The 14,759-nt window shown below is 69.8% G+C and carries 14 protein-coding genes; 10 read left to right on the top strand and 4 right to left on the bottom strand.

Translation table 11 applies throughout. The features are described from left to right. Window positions 1-99 precede the first annotated feature (99 nt). From GXW78_RS03385 to GXW78_RS03370, 4 genes are all read left to right on the top strand, one after another. Complete coding sequence (locus GXW78_RS03385) at window positions 100-648, top strand: hypothetical protein (RefSeq protein ID WP_211866052.1); 549 nt, start codon at window positions 100-102, stop codon at window positions 646-648. Window positions 649-696: 48 nt separating this feature from the next. Beyond that, window positions 697-1,752 (top strand): DUF4917 family protein, encoded by a 1,056-nt coding sequence (locus tag GXW78_RS03380; RefSeq protein ID WP_211866050.1) that lies wholly within the window; start codon window positions 697-699, stop codon window positions 1,750-1,752. Between the two features lie 340 nt (window positions 1,753-2,092). Beyond that, window positions 2,093-3,559, top strand: a complete 1,467-nt coding sequence (locus GXW78_RS03375; protein WP_211866048.1) for a site-specific DNA-methyltransferase — start codon at window positions 2,093-2,095, stop codon at window positions 3,557-3,559. Beyond that, a complete protein-coding gene (locus tag GXW78_RS03370; protein ID WP_211866046.1) occupies window positions 3,549-4,817 on the top strand; it encodes a site-specific DNA-methyltransferase in 1,269 nt (422 codons plus the stop codon). The genes GXW78_RS03375 and GXW78_RS03370 overlap by 11 nt, the downstream gene beginning before the upstream one ends. 19 nt (window positions 4,818-4,836) lie before the next feature. Here GXW78_RS03370 and GXW78_RS27770 read toward each other — a convergent pair whose 3' ends face one another. Together GXW78_RS27770 and GXW78_RS03360 are read right to left on the bottom strand one after the other, a co-directional pair. Beyond that, window positions 4,837-5,613, bottom strand: a complete 777-nt coding sequence (locus tag GXW78_RS27770; protein WP_246521822.1) for a DUF3489 domain-containing protein — start codon at window positions 5,611-5,613, stop codon at window positions 4,837-4,839. Between the two features lie 93 nt (window positions 5,614-5,706). After that, window positions 5,707-5,943 (bottom strand): hypothetical protein, encoded by a 237-nt coding sequence (locus GXW78_RS03360; protein ID WP_246521821.1) that lies wholly within the window; start codon window positions 5,941-5,943, stop codon window positions 5,707-5,709. 122 nt (window positions 5,944-6,065) lie between these two features. On the opposite strand from GXW78_RS03360, the gene GXW78_RS27765 reads away from it, so the two are divergent. From GXW78_RS27765 to GXW78_RS03345, 3 genes are read left to right on the top strand one after another with little or no spacing between them, the layout of a single operon-like run. Next, window positions 6,066-6,644, top strand: coding sequence for an elements of external origin (locus tag GXW78_RS27765; protein ID WP_246521820.1), 579 nt, complete (start codon window positions 6,066-6,068; stop codon window positions 6,642-6,644). Further along, window positions 6,644-8,611, top strand: a complete 1,968-nt coding sequence (locus GXW78_RS03350) for a phage terminase large subunit family protein (protein WP_211866044.1) — start codon at window positions 6,644-6,646, stop codon at window positions 8,609-8,611. The genes GXW78_RS27765 and GXW78_RS03350 overlap by 1 nt, the downstream gene beginning before the upstream one ends. 14 nt (window positions 8,612-8,625) lie before the next feature. Continuing rightward, on the top strand, window positions 8,626-8,862 hold the full coding sequence (locus GXW78_RS03345) for a phage head-tail joining protein (RefSeq protein WP_211866042.1): 237 nt from the start codon (window positions 8,626-8,628) through the stop codon (window positions 8,860-8,862). 15 nt (window positions 8,863-8,877) lie between these two features. Here the strand turns inward: GXW78_RS03345 and GXW78_RS03340 are convergent, their stop codons facing one another. Both GXW78_RS03340 and GXW78_RS03335 read right to left on the bottom strand, forming a co-directional pair. Then, complete coding sequence (locus GXW78_RS03340) at window positions 8,878-9,282, bottom strand: type II toxin-antitoxin system VapC family toxin (RefSeq protein WP_211866040.1); 405 nt, start codon at window positions 9,280-9,282, stop codon at window positions 8,878-8,880. 1 nt (window position 9,283) lies between these two features. Further along, complete coding sequence (locus tag GXW78_RS03335) at window positions 9,284-9,529, bottom strand: AbrB/MazE/SpoVT family DNA-binding domain-containing protein (RefSeq protein ID WP_211866038.1); 246 nt, start codon at window positions 9,527-9,529, stop codon at window positions 9,284-9,286. 79 nt (window positions 9,530-9,608) lie between these two features. Between GXW78_RS03335 and GXW78_RS03330 the strand changes: the two genes are divergently transcribed. Genes GXW78_RS03330 through GXW78_RS03320 form a run of 3 tightly spaced genes read left to right on the top strand, consistent with a single transcriptional unit; the run spans window position 9,609 to window position 14,699 of the window. Continuing rightward, window positions 9,609-11,096 (top strand): phage portal protein, encoded by a 1,488-nt coding sequence (locus tag GXW78_RS03330; RefSeq protein WP_211866036.1) that lies wholly within the window; start codon window positions 9,609-9,611, stop codon window positions 11,094-11,096. Next, window positions 11,093-12,586, top strand: a complete 1,494-nt coding sequence (locus GXW78_RS03325; protein WP_211866034.1) for a ubiquitin-activating E1 FCCH domain-containing protein — start codon at window positions 11,093-11,095, stop codon at window positions 12,584-12,586. The genes GXW78_RS03330 and GXW78_RS03325 overlap by 4 nt, the downstream gene beginning before the upstream one ends. A gap of 22 nt (window positions 12,587-12,608) precedes the next feature. Then, window positions 12,609-14,699 (top strand): prohead protease/major capsid protein fusion protein, encoded by a 2,091-nt coding sequence (locus GXW78_RS03320; RefSeq protein ID WP_211866032.1) that lies wholly within the window; start codon window positions 12,609-12,611, stop codon window positions 14,697-14,699. Window positions 14,700-14,759: the final 60 nt, after the last annotated feature.

Raw genomic sequence — 14,759 nt, 5'->3', positions numbered from 1 at the left:
GACATGGCTCGAAGCTACCGCCGTTGGCTTCTCGGCGGCCCTGCAGCGTTCTCCAACGACCCGGCTAGGGCGGCGGCCCGGTTCGCGCTCAGCCGCGAGATGCCACTCGACGTGCTGGTTCGGCAGTGCCGGGCCGCCAGTCGGCCGCTCGGCAGGGATGCCAACGCCGAGGTCGTCGAAGCCCTGTGGCACTTCGCCGAAGGTCGTTCGATTGCGACCCACGACGCTCCCACATGGCATTTCGACTTCCTCGCCGGCTTTGCGGTCAGGATCGCGGCCGACCTCCTAGTGGTCGAGAGTGGTCGCGCCAGCCTCGTATGGCTCCAGACGCGGCGCGGCGGTGCTCCCTCCGCCGCGCAGCTTGGCATGCTGCAGCGCCTCTTCCTGCTGAAGGCCAAGGACAGCGACTACGAGGACGTCGGACTGACCATCCTCGACCTCAGGGAAACGGCGGATGGTCGCCGCGTTGTCCGTCCCTATGAGATCGGTGATCTCAGCATTCCGGACGAAGCAGATGCAGAGGCGATGCTGCAGATTTTCGCCGACGCGCACGCACAGCTGGTTGCGGAGGGCTTCGCCAAGACACGGGCTGAGCATCGCGCGCGCAGGCGCAAGGAGCCGCCGGGACAAGGCACCATGTTCCCATAGCAGCGGATTCAGGATGTATGATGCGTTCCCGCACCGATTCGTGGGGACATGGCCTTGGCCAAAGTTGAAGTAGCCAGTTTCGAGACCGCAATCCGGAAGATCGATCGCGCCAAACATCGCCATCTGCTGCTTGGCAATGGCTTCAGCATCGCGCTGAAACCTGACATTTTCTCCTACGGCTCCCTCTACGAGAACGCTGACTTCAGCGCCGCGCCTCATGTGCCGGCCCTGTTTGAAGCACTGAGAACTCAGGACTTCGAGATCGTTATCCGCCACCTGCAGGACGCTGCGACCGTCGTGGATGTCTACCGACCAAAGCTGACCAAGCTGGCAGCGAGTCTGAGGCGTGATGCAGCCGCCATCAAGGATGCCCTGGTCGCGGCGGTGGCTCGACGCCATCCAGACCGACCCTACGACATAATGCCTGCGCAGTATGCCGCGTGCCGCAGATTCCTGGCGCGCTTCGAGCACATATTTACGCTGAACTACGACGTGCTTCTGTACTGGACCTTGATGCAGGACGAGGTCGACGAGCTCAAGCTGCGCCCGGACGACGGCTTCCGGCACCCCGAAGACGATCCCGACCAACCCTACGTCTCGTGGCAGCAAGCGAACTCACCGACCGTCCACTATCTGCACGGCGCGCTGCACTTGTTCGACAGGGGAACTGAGATCACGAAGTATACGTGGTCGAAGACGGACATCCCAATCGTCGATCAGATCCGAAAGGCTCTCGACGAAGACCGGTACCCGCTCTTTGTCGCGGAGGGCACCAGCGCCAGCAAGCGGGCCCGCATCCTACACAACGCCTACCTCCACAAAGCGCTCCGCAGCTTCGAGTCGTGCTGTAAGCCGGCCGGCAACGCGTTGGTGATCTTCGGTCATTCTCTCGCGGAGAACGACAACCATGTCCTCCGCAGCATCGCCAGCGGAGGATTGGAGCACGTCCTCGTCGGCCTCTACGGGGATCCGAAATCTCGAGCTAACCAGGAGGCGATTGCGAATGCGAACGCCTTGATACAACTCCGCAAAACAAGGCGCGGAAGCCGCTTTCCATTGTCGGTCACGTTCTACAACGCGGGGTCCGTGCGCCTCTGGGGTTAAACGCAGCCTGATAGAATCCGGGCTCAGGGGATCGCGCATGGGGGCGAGCAGATACTACGATCTTCTGTTACAATTCACCCGCTGGCGGAGCGGAATCCACATCTCGTAGACTCTCCCCACGATGACGAATTGCGGGTGCAGCCTTCTGCACCGCGGCTCGCCAGCCACAGCGTCGCTCAATCGAGACAGTGGCTCGCGAGCCGCAGGGTCCTTCCTGGGCCCGGCGTATGCGGGGGGCGGAAGCGCGCAAGGTTCCTAGCGCCAGGCCCGTTTTCCAGGTTGCCAGCGTCGCGCAGTTGCCAGCCGCGCCCGCCACCATTCCACGATCACGCAGGTGCAGATGCCCCAGGCGCCATGGTCTGCGAGCGCCGTCGAGGCGCGCGCGCTCGCCGCGCTGCTGCCCTATGCCGGCAATGCGCGCACGCATGCCGCCGAGCAGGTGGCGCAGATTGCCGCCAGCATCCTCGAGTTCGGCTTCGTCGCCCCGGTGCTGGTCGACGAGCGCGGCGAGGTCATCGCCGGCCACGGTCGGCTGCTGGCCGCGAAGTCCCTCGGCCTCGACACCGTGCCGACCATCGTCCGCGCCGGCCTGACCGACGCGCAGAAGGCCGCCTATCGGCTGGCCGACAATCGCATCGCGCTGAGTGCCGGCTGGGACGAAGCGCTGCTCGCCGCCGAGGTCGCGAAGCTTCAGGAGATGGGCAGCATCGACCTGGCGCTGACCGGCTTCGACGGCGCCGAGATCGAACGACTGCTGGCCGGGCTGGAAACCGAGGCCGGCAACCTGCCGGCGCCAGCGGTTGCCAGCGGTGCCGAACCCGCCTCTGGCAACCAGCCGAGCACGAATGCCGACGAGCCGGCGGAGGACCCCGCGGATGCGGAGCCGGAGCCACCGCGCCAGGCTGTGACCCGCCCTGGCGATCTCTGGTTGCTCGGCGAACATCGCCTGCTCTGCGGCGACAGCACCGACCGCTCCACCATGTCGCGCGTCATGGCGGAGGATCGCACGGCGCTGCTCTTCACCAGTCCGCCCTACGGAAATCAGCGCGACTACACGACCGGCGGCGGCACGAATTGGGATGCGCTGATGAAGGGCGTGTTCCAGCATCTCGACGCGACCATGCGGCCGGATGGTCAGGTGCTGGTGAACCTCGGTCTGATTCACCGAGACAACGAATGGCAGCCCTATTGGCAGGAATGGCTCGACTGGATGCGCGCCCGCGGCTGGCGGCGCTTCGGGCTCTACACCTGGGACCAGGGGCCCGGCTTGCCCGGTGACTGGAACGGCCGCCTCGCGCCCGCCTTCGAGTTCATCTTCCATTTCAACCGGCAAGCCCGGCAGGCGAACAAGATCGTCCCCTGCAAATGGGCCGGCACGCCGAACAAGGGCAGCGGGCTGCGCGCTGCTGACGGCACCATCTCGGAATACCAGCATGCCGGCCTGCCAGTGCAGGAGATGCGGATTCCGGACAGCGTGCTGCGCATCACCCGGCACAAGGGTCGGGGCATCGAGACGGAGCACCCGGCGGTGTTCCCGGTGGCGCTGCCCGATTTCCTGATGCGCGCTTACACGGACGAGGGCGACATCGTGTTCGAGCCCTTCGGCGGCTCCGGCACGACGATCCTGGCCGGCCAGCGCACCGCGCGGCGCGTCCGCGCGATCGAACTCGCGCCGGCCTATGTCGACCTGGCGGTCGCGCGCTGGCGCATGCTCCATCCCGACCTGCCCGTGACGTTGGCCGAGGACGGTCGCGGTTACGATGCTGTCGCCGTGGAACGCGCGGAGGGTCTGTCCGATGCTGCCTGACCTCCGCGTCGAGATGATGCCGGTGGCGTCGCTCGCGCCCTATGCCGCCAACGCCCGCTTGCATCCGACCGAGCAGGTGGCGCAGCTGGCCGCCTCCATCGGCGAGTTCGGCTTCAACGTGCCGGTGCTGGTGGATGATGCCGGCGTGCTCATCGCCGGCCATGGCCGCGTGCTCGCCGCGAAGGCGCTCGGCCTCGAGGAGGTCCCTGCCATCCGGCTCGGACACCTGACCGAGGCCCAGGCGCGGGCCTTTCGGCTGGCCGACAACCAGCTGGCATTGACCTCCACCTGGGACGAGACCCTGCTCGCGGCCGAGCTGCGCGCGCTGCGCACCGATGAATTCGACCTCGGGCTGATCGGCTTCGACGGCGGGACGCTCGATCGCCTGCTGGGCGAGGCGCCGTCAGATGCGCCGGCCGCACCCACCGGGGATCCGCACGCCCCGGTGCCGGCGCCGCCGGAAGCTCCTGTCACCCGGCCCGGCGACCTCTGGCTGCTCGGCCCGCACCGCCTCCTCTGTGGCGATGCCACCAGTGCCAGCGATGTGGCCCGGCTGCTGGACGGCATACGGCCGCACCTGATGATCACCGACCCGCCCTATGGCGTGAACTACGACCCCGAATGGCGGAACGAGGCGGGCGTGTCGGCCACGATGCGCACCGGCAAGGTGGCGAATGACGACCGCGCCGACTGGCGCGAGGCCTGGGCGCAGTTCCCAGGCGACGTTGCCTATGTCTGGCATGCCGGGGTGCATGCGCGCACAGTGATCGAGAGCCTCGATGCAGCGGGCTTCGTGGTCCGCAGCCAGATCGTCTGGGCGAAGTCGCGTTTCGTGCTCGGGCGCGGCGACTACCATTGGCAGCACGAGCCCTGCCTCTACGCCGTCCGCAAAGGCGCGACCGGACACTGGCAGGGCGCTCGGGACCAGGCGACGCTCTGGCCGATCAGCACGGGCGGCGACGAGGACGCGGCGACGGTGCACGGCACGCAGAAGCCGGTCGAGTGCATGCGCCGGCCGATCGTGAACAACAGTGCGCCGGGTGATGAGGTCTACGAGCCGTTCTCCGGCAGCGGCAGCACCATCATCGCCGCGGAGACGACAGGGCGCATCTGCTACGCGATGGAGCTTGATCCCCGCTATGTCGATGTCGCCGTGCGGCGCTGGCAGACCTTCACCGGCCGCGCAGCCGTGCTGGCGGGGGAGGAGCGGGTCTTCGACGACGTCGCCGCCACCCGCGGGGTGCGGGCGGCGGCGTGATTCGCGTGGCCGGCGCGCGTCAGGCCGGCAGGTGGTAGATGGTGAAGGAGCCCTTCGCGCCCTCCTTGTTCGGCCCGACCTGGCGCACCCGCTCCAGCACCTTCACCTCGATCCCCTGGCGCTTCTTGAGGCCCGCGAAGAATCCCCGCACCGTGTGACCCTGCCAGCCGGTCGCCTCGCAGATCTGCGCGATGGTCGCGCCCTCCTCCCGGCGGAGCATCGCCAGCACGGTCTCCTGCTTCGTGCCCTCGCGCGGCTTGCGCGGGGCGCCGGGCTCGCGCGGCGCGCGGGGCGGCTTGCCGGCGAGGCTGCTGCGCAGCATCTCGATCGCGCGGCTGATCGGGTTGTCGGTGGCGTCCTGCGCCGGGCTGGCGTCCCAGGCGGCCAGCACCGCCGCGGCGGCGTCGCGCAGGCTCGCGCGCGGGGCGGGTGTGGGTGCGCCCTGGACGGGTTCGGTTTCCTCCGCGGGGGCATCCCCCTCGGCGGCGGCGTCCTCGCCCTTCGGCGCCGTGTCGGCGGGCGCGTCGCCCTCATTCGGGTCGATGCCGATGGCGCGGAGCCCTTCGTCGGTGATGCGCGCCACGATCCAGGTCCCGTCGTCATCCTGGCGCCAGCCGAGACCGACATGCTCGCGCGGCGCGTTGATCTCGGTGAGCAGGTTGTTCTTGATCAGGCTGCGGAACACCGCGTTGCGGGCCGCGGCCGGCAGGGTCTTCGGCGCGCGGGCGAAGCCCATCTCGTGCTGTGCGGCGGCGCTCAGGATCACGCGCTGGGTGTCGGAAAGCTTGGTCATCATGGTGTTCTCCGGTTCCGGGCGCCGACCATCGGCCCCTACTGCCGGGAGCCCCGCCGGCGCTGCCGGTCGGGGCGGGTGCGGGAGCCAGCCGCTTCAGCAGGCGTATTCGCCGCGGTGGAAATGCTGATCCGCGATGTCCTTCAGCTTCGCGGTGGCGTCAGAAAGCCAGGCCGCCTCGGCCCAGAGCACCGTCTCGGGGTCCGCGCCGAAATGGTCCGCGCTGGCCTGCTGGAGCTCCGCGATGAGAGTGTCGAACTCGGCCTTCTTTGCGAGGAAGACGGCCAGGCTCTTCTGCTGGTTGCGGGCGGCGCGGGCTTCGCGGTCGGTCATCGTGCTCTCCGTCTGCTGCGCGATGCTCCGCGCGTGACGGACCATTCGCGCTGCGGCGGGGGCTGAGCCAAGCGCCATCGGCGCGACGGTGATTGCTATCTTCGAGGGATCTCGATCACATCATGATCGCCACCGCGCAGCCGGGCCGCGTGGCCTCGCAGCGCGAGGTGGCGCGCCGCCTTGGCATCTCCCACACGGCTCTGCAGAAGGCGCAGCGGGCCAGGCGCATCGCGCCGGAGGCCGACGGCGCCTGGGACGTCGAGAAGGTCCGCGCCGGTCTCGCCGAGAGCAGCGATCCCGTCCGGAAGACGGCCACGCTGGCGCCGGCACCGCCGGCAACACCGCGTCCTGCCGCGCCGGCGCCCATCGCCACGGTGCCGCCGGCCGCCGATCCGCTGCCGCGCGCGGCCCAGAACACCTTCCACGATGCGCGCACGGCGAACGAGGTGCTGAAAGCGCAGGAACGCCGGCTGCGGCTCGACGAGCGCAAGGGCAAGCTGGTCGACAAGGCGCGCGCGCTGCTGCTCGTGCACCGCCTCGCCAAGGAGGAACGTGACGCCATCCTCGCCTGGCCGGCCCGTGTGGCTGCCGAGATGGCGGCCGAGCTCGGCGTCGATGTGCATCAGCTGCAGACGATGATGGACACGCGGCTCCGCCAGCATCTGGCCGCGCGGCACGATGTCCGGGTGAGCGTCGGCTGATGGCGGGCGAGCATCTCCTGGAGGAACTCGGCCGCTTCGATGGCGATGCCGAGATCCTGCAAGCCTGGCGCGACGGCATGGCGCCGGAGCCCTCGCTGTTGGTCTCGGAATGGGCGGACCGTCACCGTATGCTCGGCAGCCGTGGCTCCGCTGAGCCCGGGCCCTGGCGCACGGCGCGCACGCCCTATCTGCGCGAGATCATGGATGCGCTGTCGCCGGCCCATCCGGCGCGCCGCGTCGTCTTCATGAAGGGTGCGCAGGTCGGTGGGACCGAGTGCGGCAACAACTGGATCGGCTACGTCATCCACCATGCGCCCGGGCCGATGCTCGCGGTGCAGCCGACCACCGAACTCGCAAAACGCTTCTCGGACCAGCGCATCGATCCGCTGATTGAGGAGACGCCAGCGATCCGGGAGCGGGTCGCGCCTGCGCGCAGCAGGGATTCGGGCAACCGCCAGCTCTCGAAGGAATTTCCTGGCGGCCAGCTGGTGATGACCGGGGCGAACAGCGCGGTCGGCCTGCGCTCCATGTCGGCGCGCTTCCTGTTCCTCGACGAGATCGACGCCTATCCCGGCGACGTCGAGGGCGAGGGCGACCCGATCGCGCTGGCCGAGGCCCGGGCACGGACCTTCGGCTGGCGGCGCAAAATGCTGCTGGTCAGCACGCCGACCATCGCCGGCCTGTCGCGGATCGAGCGCGAATACCTGGCGTCCGATCAGCGGCGCTATTTCGTGCCCTGTCCGCATTGCGGCCATCGCCAGCACCTGCGGTTCGAGCGGCTGGTCTGGGACGAGGGGCAACCCGACACGGCACGGTATCTCTGCGAGGCCTGCGATCGCGCGATCGGCGAGCAGCACAAGGCGGCGATGCTGGCCGCCGGAGAGTGGCGGGCCACCGCCACGCCGGCCGACCCGCACGCCATCGGCTTCCACATCTCGGCGCTCTACTCGCCGCCGGGCTGGATGCCCTGGTCCGAGATCGTCCGCCTCTGGCTGGCCGCGCAGGGCGACGACCGGGCGATCAAGACGTTCCGCAACACCGTGCTGGGCGAGACTTGGCAGGAGGCCGGCGAGGCGCCGGACTGGCAGCGGCTCTACGATCGCCGCGAGCACTGGCCCGCGGGCACGGTGCCGATGGGCGGGCTGCTGCTCACCGCCGGCGTCGACGTGCAGCGCGATCGGCTCGAGGCCAGCCTCTGGGCCTGGGGCCAGGACCGGCAGTCCTGGCTGGTCGAGCCCCGTGTGCTGGCGGGGAACCCGTTCGAGGCGGCGGTGTGGGAGGAGGCGCGGCAGCTGCTGGGTGAGACCTGGCGGCATGCCAGTGGCCATCGCCTGCCCATCGCCATGGCGGCGATCGACAGCGGCGACGGCATGACCACCGCGGAGGTTTATGCCTTCGTGCGGCGGGCCGGGGCCGGCCGCGCGATCGCCGTGAAGGGCCAGGACGGGCTGCGCGCTGCGATCGGCCAGCCGGCGGCGACGGAGGTGCGGCGGAACGGCCGAAAACTCGGCGGGCTGAAGGTCTGGCCGGTGGGCTCGTCCTTCCTGAAGGCCGAGACCTATGGCTGGCTGAAGCTCGATCGGCCGACGGAGGAGAGCGGCGATCCGTTCCCCGCCGGCTACGTGCACCTGCCGCTGCATGCCGCAGGCGAGGAGTTCTGCCGCCAGCTCACCGCCGAGCAGCTGGTCGCGCGCGCGGCCCGCAACGGCTTTCGCCGGCTCGAATGGGTGAAGACCCGCGAACGCAATGAGGCGCTCGACTGCCGGGTCTATGCGCGTGCCGCGGCTGCGGCGCTCGGTATGGATGGCTGGGGCGACGGACGCTGGGCGCGGATGGTGGATGCGCTGTCGCTGCCGGCAGCCGACGTTTCCGCCGCAGGGGATGTTGCTCCGCCATCTCCACAGGCCGCCCCCGACACCCGTCGCCCGCGCGGCTGGCTTGCGCCGCGAAGCAACTGGCTGCGCTGAACAGGGAGGACACGATGGACCCGACCGTCCTCGCCTGGGCACTGGCGCAGCCCGCCGGCAGCCGCGCCGCGGCGCTCGCCGCGGCCTTTACGGGCGGCACCACCCGCGTGACCTTCGATGGCCGAACCGTGGAGTACCGCAGCCTCGACGAACTCGGCCGGGCGCTTGCCGTGCTGCGCGGGGCAGAAGCCGCGACCACGCGCCGTCCCTCCGTTACCTTGGCCCGCTTTGGGCGAGACGGCACTCTTTGATGGGAAGTGTGATGTTCAGTCGATGGGCGCGATCAGCTGCACGGTCGGAAAATACGTGCGGTAGCGGCGGACATCGCGGGTCAGCAACGGCAGCTGCGCCACCGCCGCATGCGCACCAATGAAGAAATCCGGCAGCACGCCTGTGCGCGTTCCGCCGCCGGCCCGATAGCGTTGGAACACCTTGCCAGCCAGGAACAGCGCCTCGCGAGGAATCGGTGCGGCTTCCACCTGAGCCGCCGCGAGGAGGTCATTGACCTCCTCCATGCGGAGGAAGCCCACGGAGAGCTCGGCATAGACCACGTCGTTGATCACCACCGGCCCACGCACGGCGGCAGCTTCCAATTGTCGCTGTGACCAGTCAGCCCAGGTCGTGTTGTTGGTGACCAGGTCGAGCAGGATGTTGGTGTCGACGAGAGTCACCTCATTCCTCGCCGCGGGTCAGTGCCATGATCTCTTCAGTCGTCATGCCAGCGGTGGCAGTGCCGCGCAGCTTGGCAAAGCGGCTCGGGGGCCGTGCCGGTGGGCCGCGCCGTCCAGCCTTGTTGAGCACCACGCGGCCGTCCTCGGCCACCTCGAAGGTGACGGCACTGCCGGGCTTGATACCCAGCAGGTCGCGGACCTCCTTGGGGATGGTGACCTGACCCTTGGTCGTGACCGTCGTGGCCATGGGGCACTCCTGTAATACCGCCGTCTTCGCAGGTCTTACTTAAGGCCTCTCTGGGCCGGCTTCCAGTGGAGATCCCGGGATGTTCGACCGTCTCCGGACCGCCTGGCGAGCGGTACGCGGCTACGCGGCCGCGCAGGACCAGCGCGCTTCCGCCTGGGCGCCGTCTGGCGGCAGCGCCAATGTCGAGGTCGGTTTGGCTGCAGCGACGGTCGCTCGGCGTGCCCGCGATGCCGTCCGCAACGATCCCTATGCCAGCCGCATCGTCGATCTCTGGACCGGCAACGCGGTCGGCGCTGGCATCACCACCCGCTGGCCGGACCAGCGCCACGCCGATGCCTGGCGGCGTTGGGCCGAGAGCACCGCCTGCGACGCCGAGGGGCGGCTCGATCTCTACGGTCTCCAGGCGCTGGCGATGCGGGCGGTGGTCGAGAGCGGCGAATGCTTCGTCCGCTTCCTGATGGTCCCTCCGTCGCCGGCGAACCCGATCGGTCTGCGGCTGCAGGTGCTGGAGGCGGACCACCTCGACACCGCGCGCAACGGCATGGTGGAGGGCGCGCCGACCATCCAGGGCATCGCACTCGGCGAGGCCGGTGCGCCCATCGGCTACTGGCTGCACCGCCTGCATCCCGGCGCGGCGTGGCTGCTGCCCGGCGGGGGGCTGGCCAGCGACCGCGTTCCGGCCGGCGACGTGCTGCACCTCTACCGCAAGCGCCGGCCCGGCCAGCTGCGCGACATCTCTTGGCTCGCCCCGGTGCTGCTCCGCCTGCGTGATCTTGGCGACTACGAGGCCGCGCTGCTGATGAAAGCCAAGATCGAGGCCTGCCTGGCCGCCGTGGTCACCGAGGAGGGTGACGAGGCGCTGACGGGTGCGGCATCCGGCCTGCTCCGCGATGCCCAGGGCCGCGCCGTCGAGAGCTTCGAGCCGGGGATGATCCTCTATCGCCGCGGCATGGGCAGCGTGGAGGTGGTGAATCCCTCCGGCGGCGGATCGCACGCCGCCTTCGCCCGCCGGGCGCTGGAAGCGGCCGCCGTCGGCGCTGGCCTCACCTACGACCAGGTCTCCGGCGATCTGACCCAGGCTAACTACTCGTCCCTGCGCGCGGGAAAAATCGAGTTCCGCCGGCTCTGCGAGCAGGTGCAATACGGCATGCTGATCCCCATGCTGGTGCGGCCCATCGCGGACCGCTTCCACGCCCAGGGGGCGCTGCTCGGCCTGTGGGGTGCCGAGATGCCGGATGGCGTCAGCCATGTCCCGCCGGCCCACGAGATGATCGACCCGCTCAAGGACACCACCGCGCTGATCGCCCAGGTGCGCGCCGGCTTCGTGCCGCAGCCCGAGGCCGCCGGCGCCTTTGGCTACGACTTCCGCCAGGCCGTCGAGATGATCCGCGAGGCCAATGCCCTGCTCGACGAGGCCGGCATCTCGCTCGACACCGATCCGCGCCGGGTCGCGAAATCCGGCGCCGCCCAGGACGCCGCGCAGCTCGCCGCCATCGAAATCGCCGCCACCGGCGCCGCAGCGCCCCCGCGGCCCGAACCGGCACCGGCCACAGGAGCACAGCCATGACCGCCGGCGCCTACGACTGGACGGACGACATGCTCAAGATCAAGAGCATGCAGAAGAAGTTTCGGGACAGCTTCAACGGCACCGCGCTGAACGCGGCCCGCTGGGAGGTCATCGCCACCGGCAGCGGCATGGCGATGACCGTCGCCGACGGCACGCTGACGGTCTCCATCGGCACGGTGCTCGACGACGAGATCATCATCGCCACGCGGGCGAGCTTCACCGTGCCGGTGCGGGTCATGGTCGCGCTCAACCTGAGCCAGCGCATTGCCGGCCAATCCGTCTGGCTCGAGCTCGTCAGCGTCGATCCCGCCACCAACGAGCCGGATGGCCGCGGCATCGCCGCCTGGCGGCTCGACGGCACCAGCGCGACGCTCGCCAATTACGAGGTGGCCAGCGAGGGGGCGCCAAGGCTGGTCAGCGCCTCCGGCTCGACCATCCCGACCACCGCCTCGACCGGCTGGTCGGTGCTGGAGATCGAGCCGACCAATGACGAATGCTGGTTCCGCGGCCGGCTGATCGATAACACGGCGGCCCGGTCGAACTCCTATGTCCGCCACCAGCAGATCCCGGACCCCACCGCCGCCTATCGCCTGCGGATCCGGGTGCGCAACCGGCAGTTCCTCAACGGCATCTCAGCGGTGGCGAACAACGGCTCCGGCCTGGTGCGGATCACCCGGGCATCCCACGGCTTTGTCACCAATGATGTGGTGACGCTGGCCGATGTGGCGGGCGTGCCCGGCGCCAATGGCAGCTTCACCATAACGGTGATCGACACCAATAGCTTTGACCTGGTCGGCTCGGCCTTCACGGGGGCTTACGTCAACACCGGCTGGGCCACGGTCAGCCGCAACCTGGCCCCCGCCTCCAGCACCGATGTGAAGGTGCAGTTCGTCACCATCGCCGACTATGCCGAGCTGACAACGGAGATCACCGCCGGCCGCGGCCAATCCGTCGCCGGCCAGGGGCTGGGGGTGAACGTGCTAAGCTCGGTGGCGCCCAGCGTCACCGCGGTCGGTGGCCAGGCTCGCAACACCTCCGGCGCCGTGCCGGTGCTGGCGGCAACCGGCCTCTCGGCCAACCCGACCTCGGTCACCACCGGCCGCGGCGTCGATCTGATGGCGACCTTGATCGGCGCCCTGGTGAACAAGCCCTTCTCGATCCCCGAGGCGGATTGGCAATACGCGGCCGCCTCGGGCGGCATCTCCAGCACCACGGACGTGCCCATCAAAGCCGCGGCCGCTGCTGGCGTCCGAAACTACGTCACCTCCATCGACGTCCGGAACGCCCATGCCTCGGTCGCGACCGAGGTGGTGATCAAGGACGGCGCCACGGTGATCTGGCGGCAGCTGCTGCCGGCGGCGATGCCGGCGCCGGTCGAGATCACCTTCCCGACCCCGCTCAAGGGCACGGCGGCGACGGCGATGAACGTCGCCTGCATCACCACCGGGGCGCAAATCTACCTCAACGCCCAGGGCTACGCCGCGCCGTAGCGGCGCCGTCACAGGATCCAGCATGACCGAGACGACCGAACCGGGCGGGGCCGACCCCGCGCCGGACATCCCTGCTGTGCCCGTGTTGGCGCAGCGCGCGCTCGCCGCGCCCGCCACCGTCGACCGGGCTGCCCGCACCGTCGAGGTGGTGTGGTCCACCGGCGCCCGCGCCCGGAACTTCGTCCCCGCCCTCGGCCTGATCACCGAAGAGCTGGAGATGTCGCCCAACGCCGTGCGGATGGCCGCGCTCCGCTCCGGCAACGCCCCCGTGCTGGACACCCATCGCCGCGGCGGCGCGCGGGATGTGCTGGGCCGGGTCACCGCTGCTCGCCTGGAGCGCGGCCGCGGCTACGCGACCTTGCAATTCTCCACCGCGGCCGATGTCGAGCCGGTCTGGCAACGCATCGCCGACGGCACGCTGCGGGCGGTCAGCGTCGGCTACCGGGTGCACCGCTACGAGCCGCGACCGGATGCCGGCTCGGGCGAGACCGTCCACCGCGCGGTGGATTGGGAGCCCTTCGAGATTTCCGTCGTGCCGATCCCCGTGGATCGGGACGCCGCCGTGCGAGGCGAGGCGCCACAGGGCGCGCCCACCATCGCCATCGAACCTGCCCTGCCCATCGAGGAACCCACCATGCCCGAGACGACGCCGGCCGAGCCGGCTGCTGCCCCGTCGGCGCCGCCTGCCGCGTCGCCCACCGTCACCCCGCCCCAGGAGACCACCGTGCCCACCCCGCCCAGCGCCGCCGCGCCCGCGCTGACCCGTGCTTCGGCGCCCGACCTCGACACGGTCCGTGCCGAAGCCCAGCGGGCCGAGCGCGAGCGCATCATCGGCATCGACGCTGCGATCGAGACCGCCCGTGCCCTGCTGCCCCCCGAGCGGATCACGCCGATCCGCACCGAGGCGGTGGAGCGTGGCTGGAGCGCCGATCAGGTCCGCCGCGCCCTGTTCGATGCGCTGGTGGCAGGCAGCCCGCGGCCGACCGTTCCCGCGCGGCCGGAGACCGGTCCCGGTCACGAGGATCCCGCCATGCTGATTGACGCCATGGCCGAGGCGCTCGCTGCGCGATCCATGCCCGGCTACCTGCCGCCCCAGGGGGAGAATGGTCGGTCCGGCCGCCACGCCGAATTCATGGGCTGGCGCCCCTCCGACATGGTGGGCGAGCTCCTGCGCGCCCGCGGCGAGCGCAGCGTGCCGCGCAACCCGACGCTGCTCGCCGAACGCGCCTTCCAAACCACCTCCGACTTTCCGCTGCTGCTTTCCGCCGCGGCCAACAAGATGCTGCTGGCCGCCTACCAGCCGGCGCAGCCGACCTACCGGCAGATCTTCCTCCGCCGCGACTTCCGCGACTTCAAGCCGCACCGGCATCTGCGCGTCGGCGATTTCCCGACGCTGCTGCCGCTGCTGGAGAATGGCGAGATCCAGGCCGGGACGATGTCCGAGAGCCAGGAAATCGTCCTGCTCCAGACCTTCGCCCGCCGGATCCGTGTCACCCGGCCGATGCTGGTGAACGACGATCTCGGCGCCTTCACCGACTTCGCCGCGGCGATTGGTCGCCGCGTCGCGGACTTCGAGAATGCCACCGCCTATGGCCTGCTGAACCTCGGCAATGGCGATGGCCCGACGCTCACCACCGGTAACGCCACGGTATTCGGCACCGCCGCGGCGCGCGCCAACAAGGCCTCGTCCGGCTCGGTGCTGGACCTCGGAGGGCTGGCCGCTGGCCGCGCCGCCATCATGGAGCAAAAGACCCTCGACGGGCTGCCGATCGCGGTCGGCTCCTCGATGCGGCTGGTGGTCGGGCCGAACCAGGAGCTCGCGGCCCGGCAGCTGACCGTCAGCGTGGCCGCGACGCAGACCAGCAACGCCAATGTCTATGCGGGCTTCGTACAGCCGCTGGTCGAGCCGCTGATCCAGAACAATCGCTGGTACCTCTTCTCCGACCCGCTCAGCGCGCCGGTCTATGTCTATGGCTACCTGAACGGCGCGGAGGGGCCGCAGGTCACCACCGGGCCGGTCTCCGGCGTCGACGGCATCGAGGTCAGCGTGATCTTCGATTTCGGCGTCGGCGCCATCGATTGGCGTGGCGCCTGGTTCAACCCGGGCACCTGATCCCTTGCATCACCACAGCATGACGCGCGGGGCGGCCTTCGGGCCGCCCTTCGCGTTTCA

Source organism: Neoroseomonas terrae (assembly GCF_018129025.1).
Lineage (GTDB): Bacteria > Pseudomonadota > Alphaproteobacteria > Acetobacterales > Acetobacteraceae > Neoroseomonas > Neoroseomonas terrae.
This window is presented reverse-complemented; position numbering and strand designations above follow the sequence as displayed.

Coding starts and splice junctions, on each gene's coding strand:
- GXW78_RS27765 (WP_246521820.1), top strand. CDS start 6,066: ATGATCGCCACCGCGCAGCCGGGCCGCGTGGCCTCGCAGCGCGAGGTG.
- GXW78_RS03325 (WP_211866034.1), top strand. CDS start 11,093: ATGACCGCCGGCGCCTACGACTGGACGGACGACATGCTCAAGATCAAG.
- GXW78_RS27770 (WP_246521822.1), bottom strand. CDS start 5,613: ATGATGACCAAGCTTTCCGACACCCAGCGCGTGATCCTGAGCGCCGCC.
- GXW78_RS03320 (WP_211866032.1), top strand. CDS start 12,609: ATGACCGAGACGACCGAACCGGGCGGGGCCGACCCCGCGCCGGACATC.
- GXW78_RS03375 (WP_211866048.1), top strand. CDS start 2,093: ATGCCCCAGGCGCCATGGTCTGCGAGCGCCGTCGAGGCGCGCGCGCTC.
- GXW78_RS03330 (WP_211866036.1), top strand. CDS start 9,609: ATGTTCGACCGTCTCCGGACCGCCTGGCGAGCGGTACGCGGCTACGCG.
- GXW78_RS03370 (WP_211866046.1), top strand. CDS start 3,549: ATGCTGCCTGACCTCCGCGTCGAGATGATGCCGGTGGCGTCGCTCGCG.
- GXW78_RS03380 (WP_211866050.1), top strand. CDS start 697: ATGGCCTTGGCCAAAGTTGAAGTAGCCAGTTTCGAGACCGCAATCCGG.
- GXW78_RS03385 (WP_211866052.1), top strand. CDS start 100: ATGCCACTCGACGTGCTGGTTCGGCAGTGCCGGGCCGCCAGTCGGCCG.
- GXW78_RS03350 (WP_211866044.1), top strand. CDS start 6,644: ATGGCGGGCGAGCATCTCCTGGAGGAACTCGGCCGCTTCGATGGCGAT.
- GXW78_RS03335 (WP_211866038.1), bottom strand. CDS start 9,529: ATGGCCACGACGGTCACGACCAAGGGTCAGGTCACCATCCCCAAGGAG.
- GXW78_RS03345 (WP_211866042.1), top strand. CDS start 8,626: ATGGACCCGACCGTCCTCGCCTGGGCACTGGCGCAGCCCGCCGGCAGC.
- GXW78_RS03360 (WP_246521821.1), bottom strand. CDS start 5,943: ATGACCGACCGCGAAGCCCGCGCCGCCCGCAACCAGCAGAAGAGCCTG.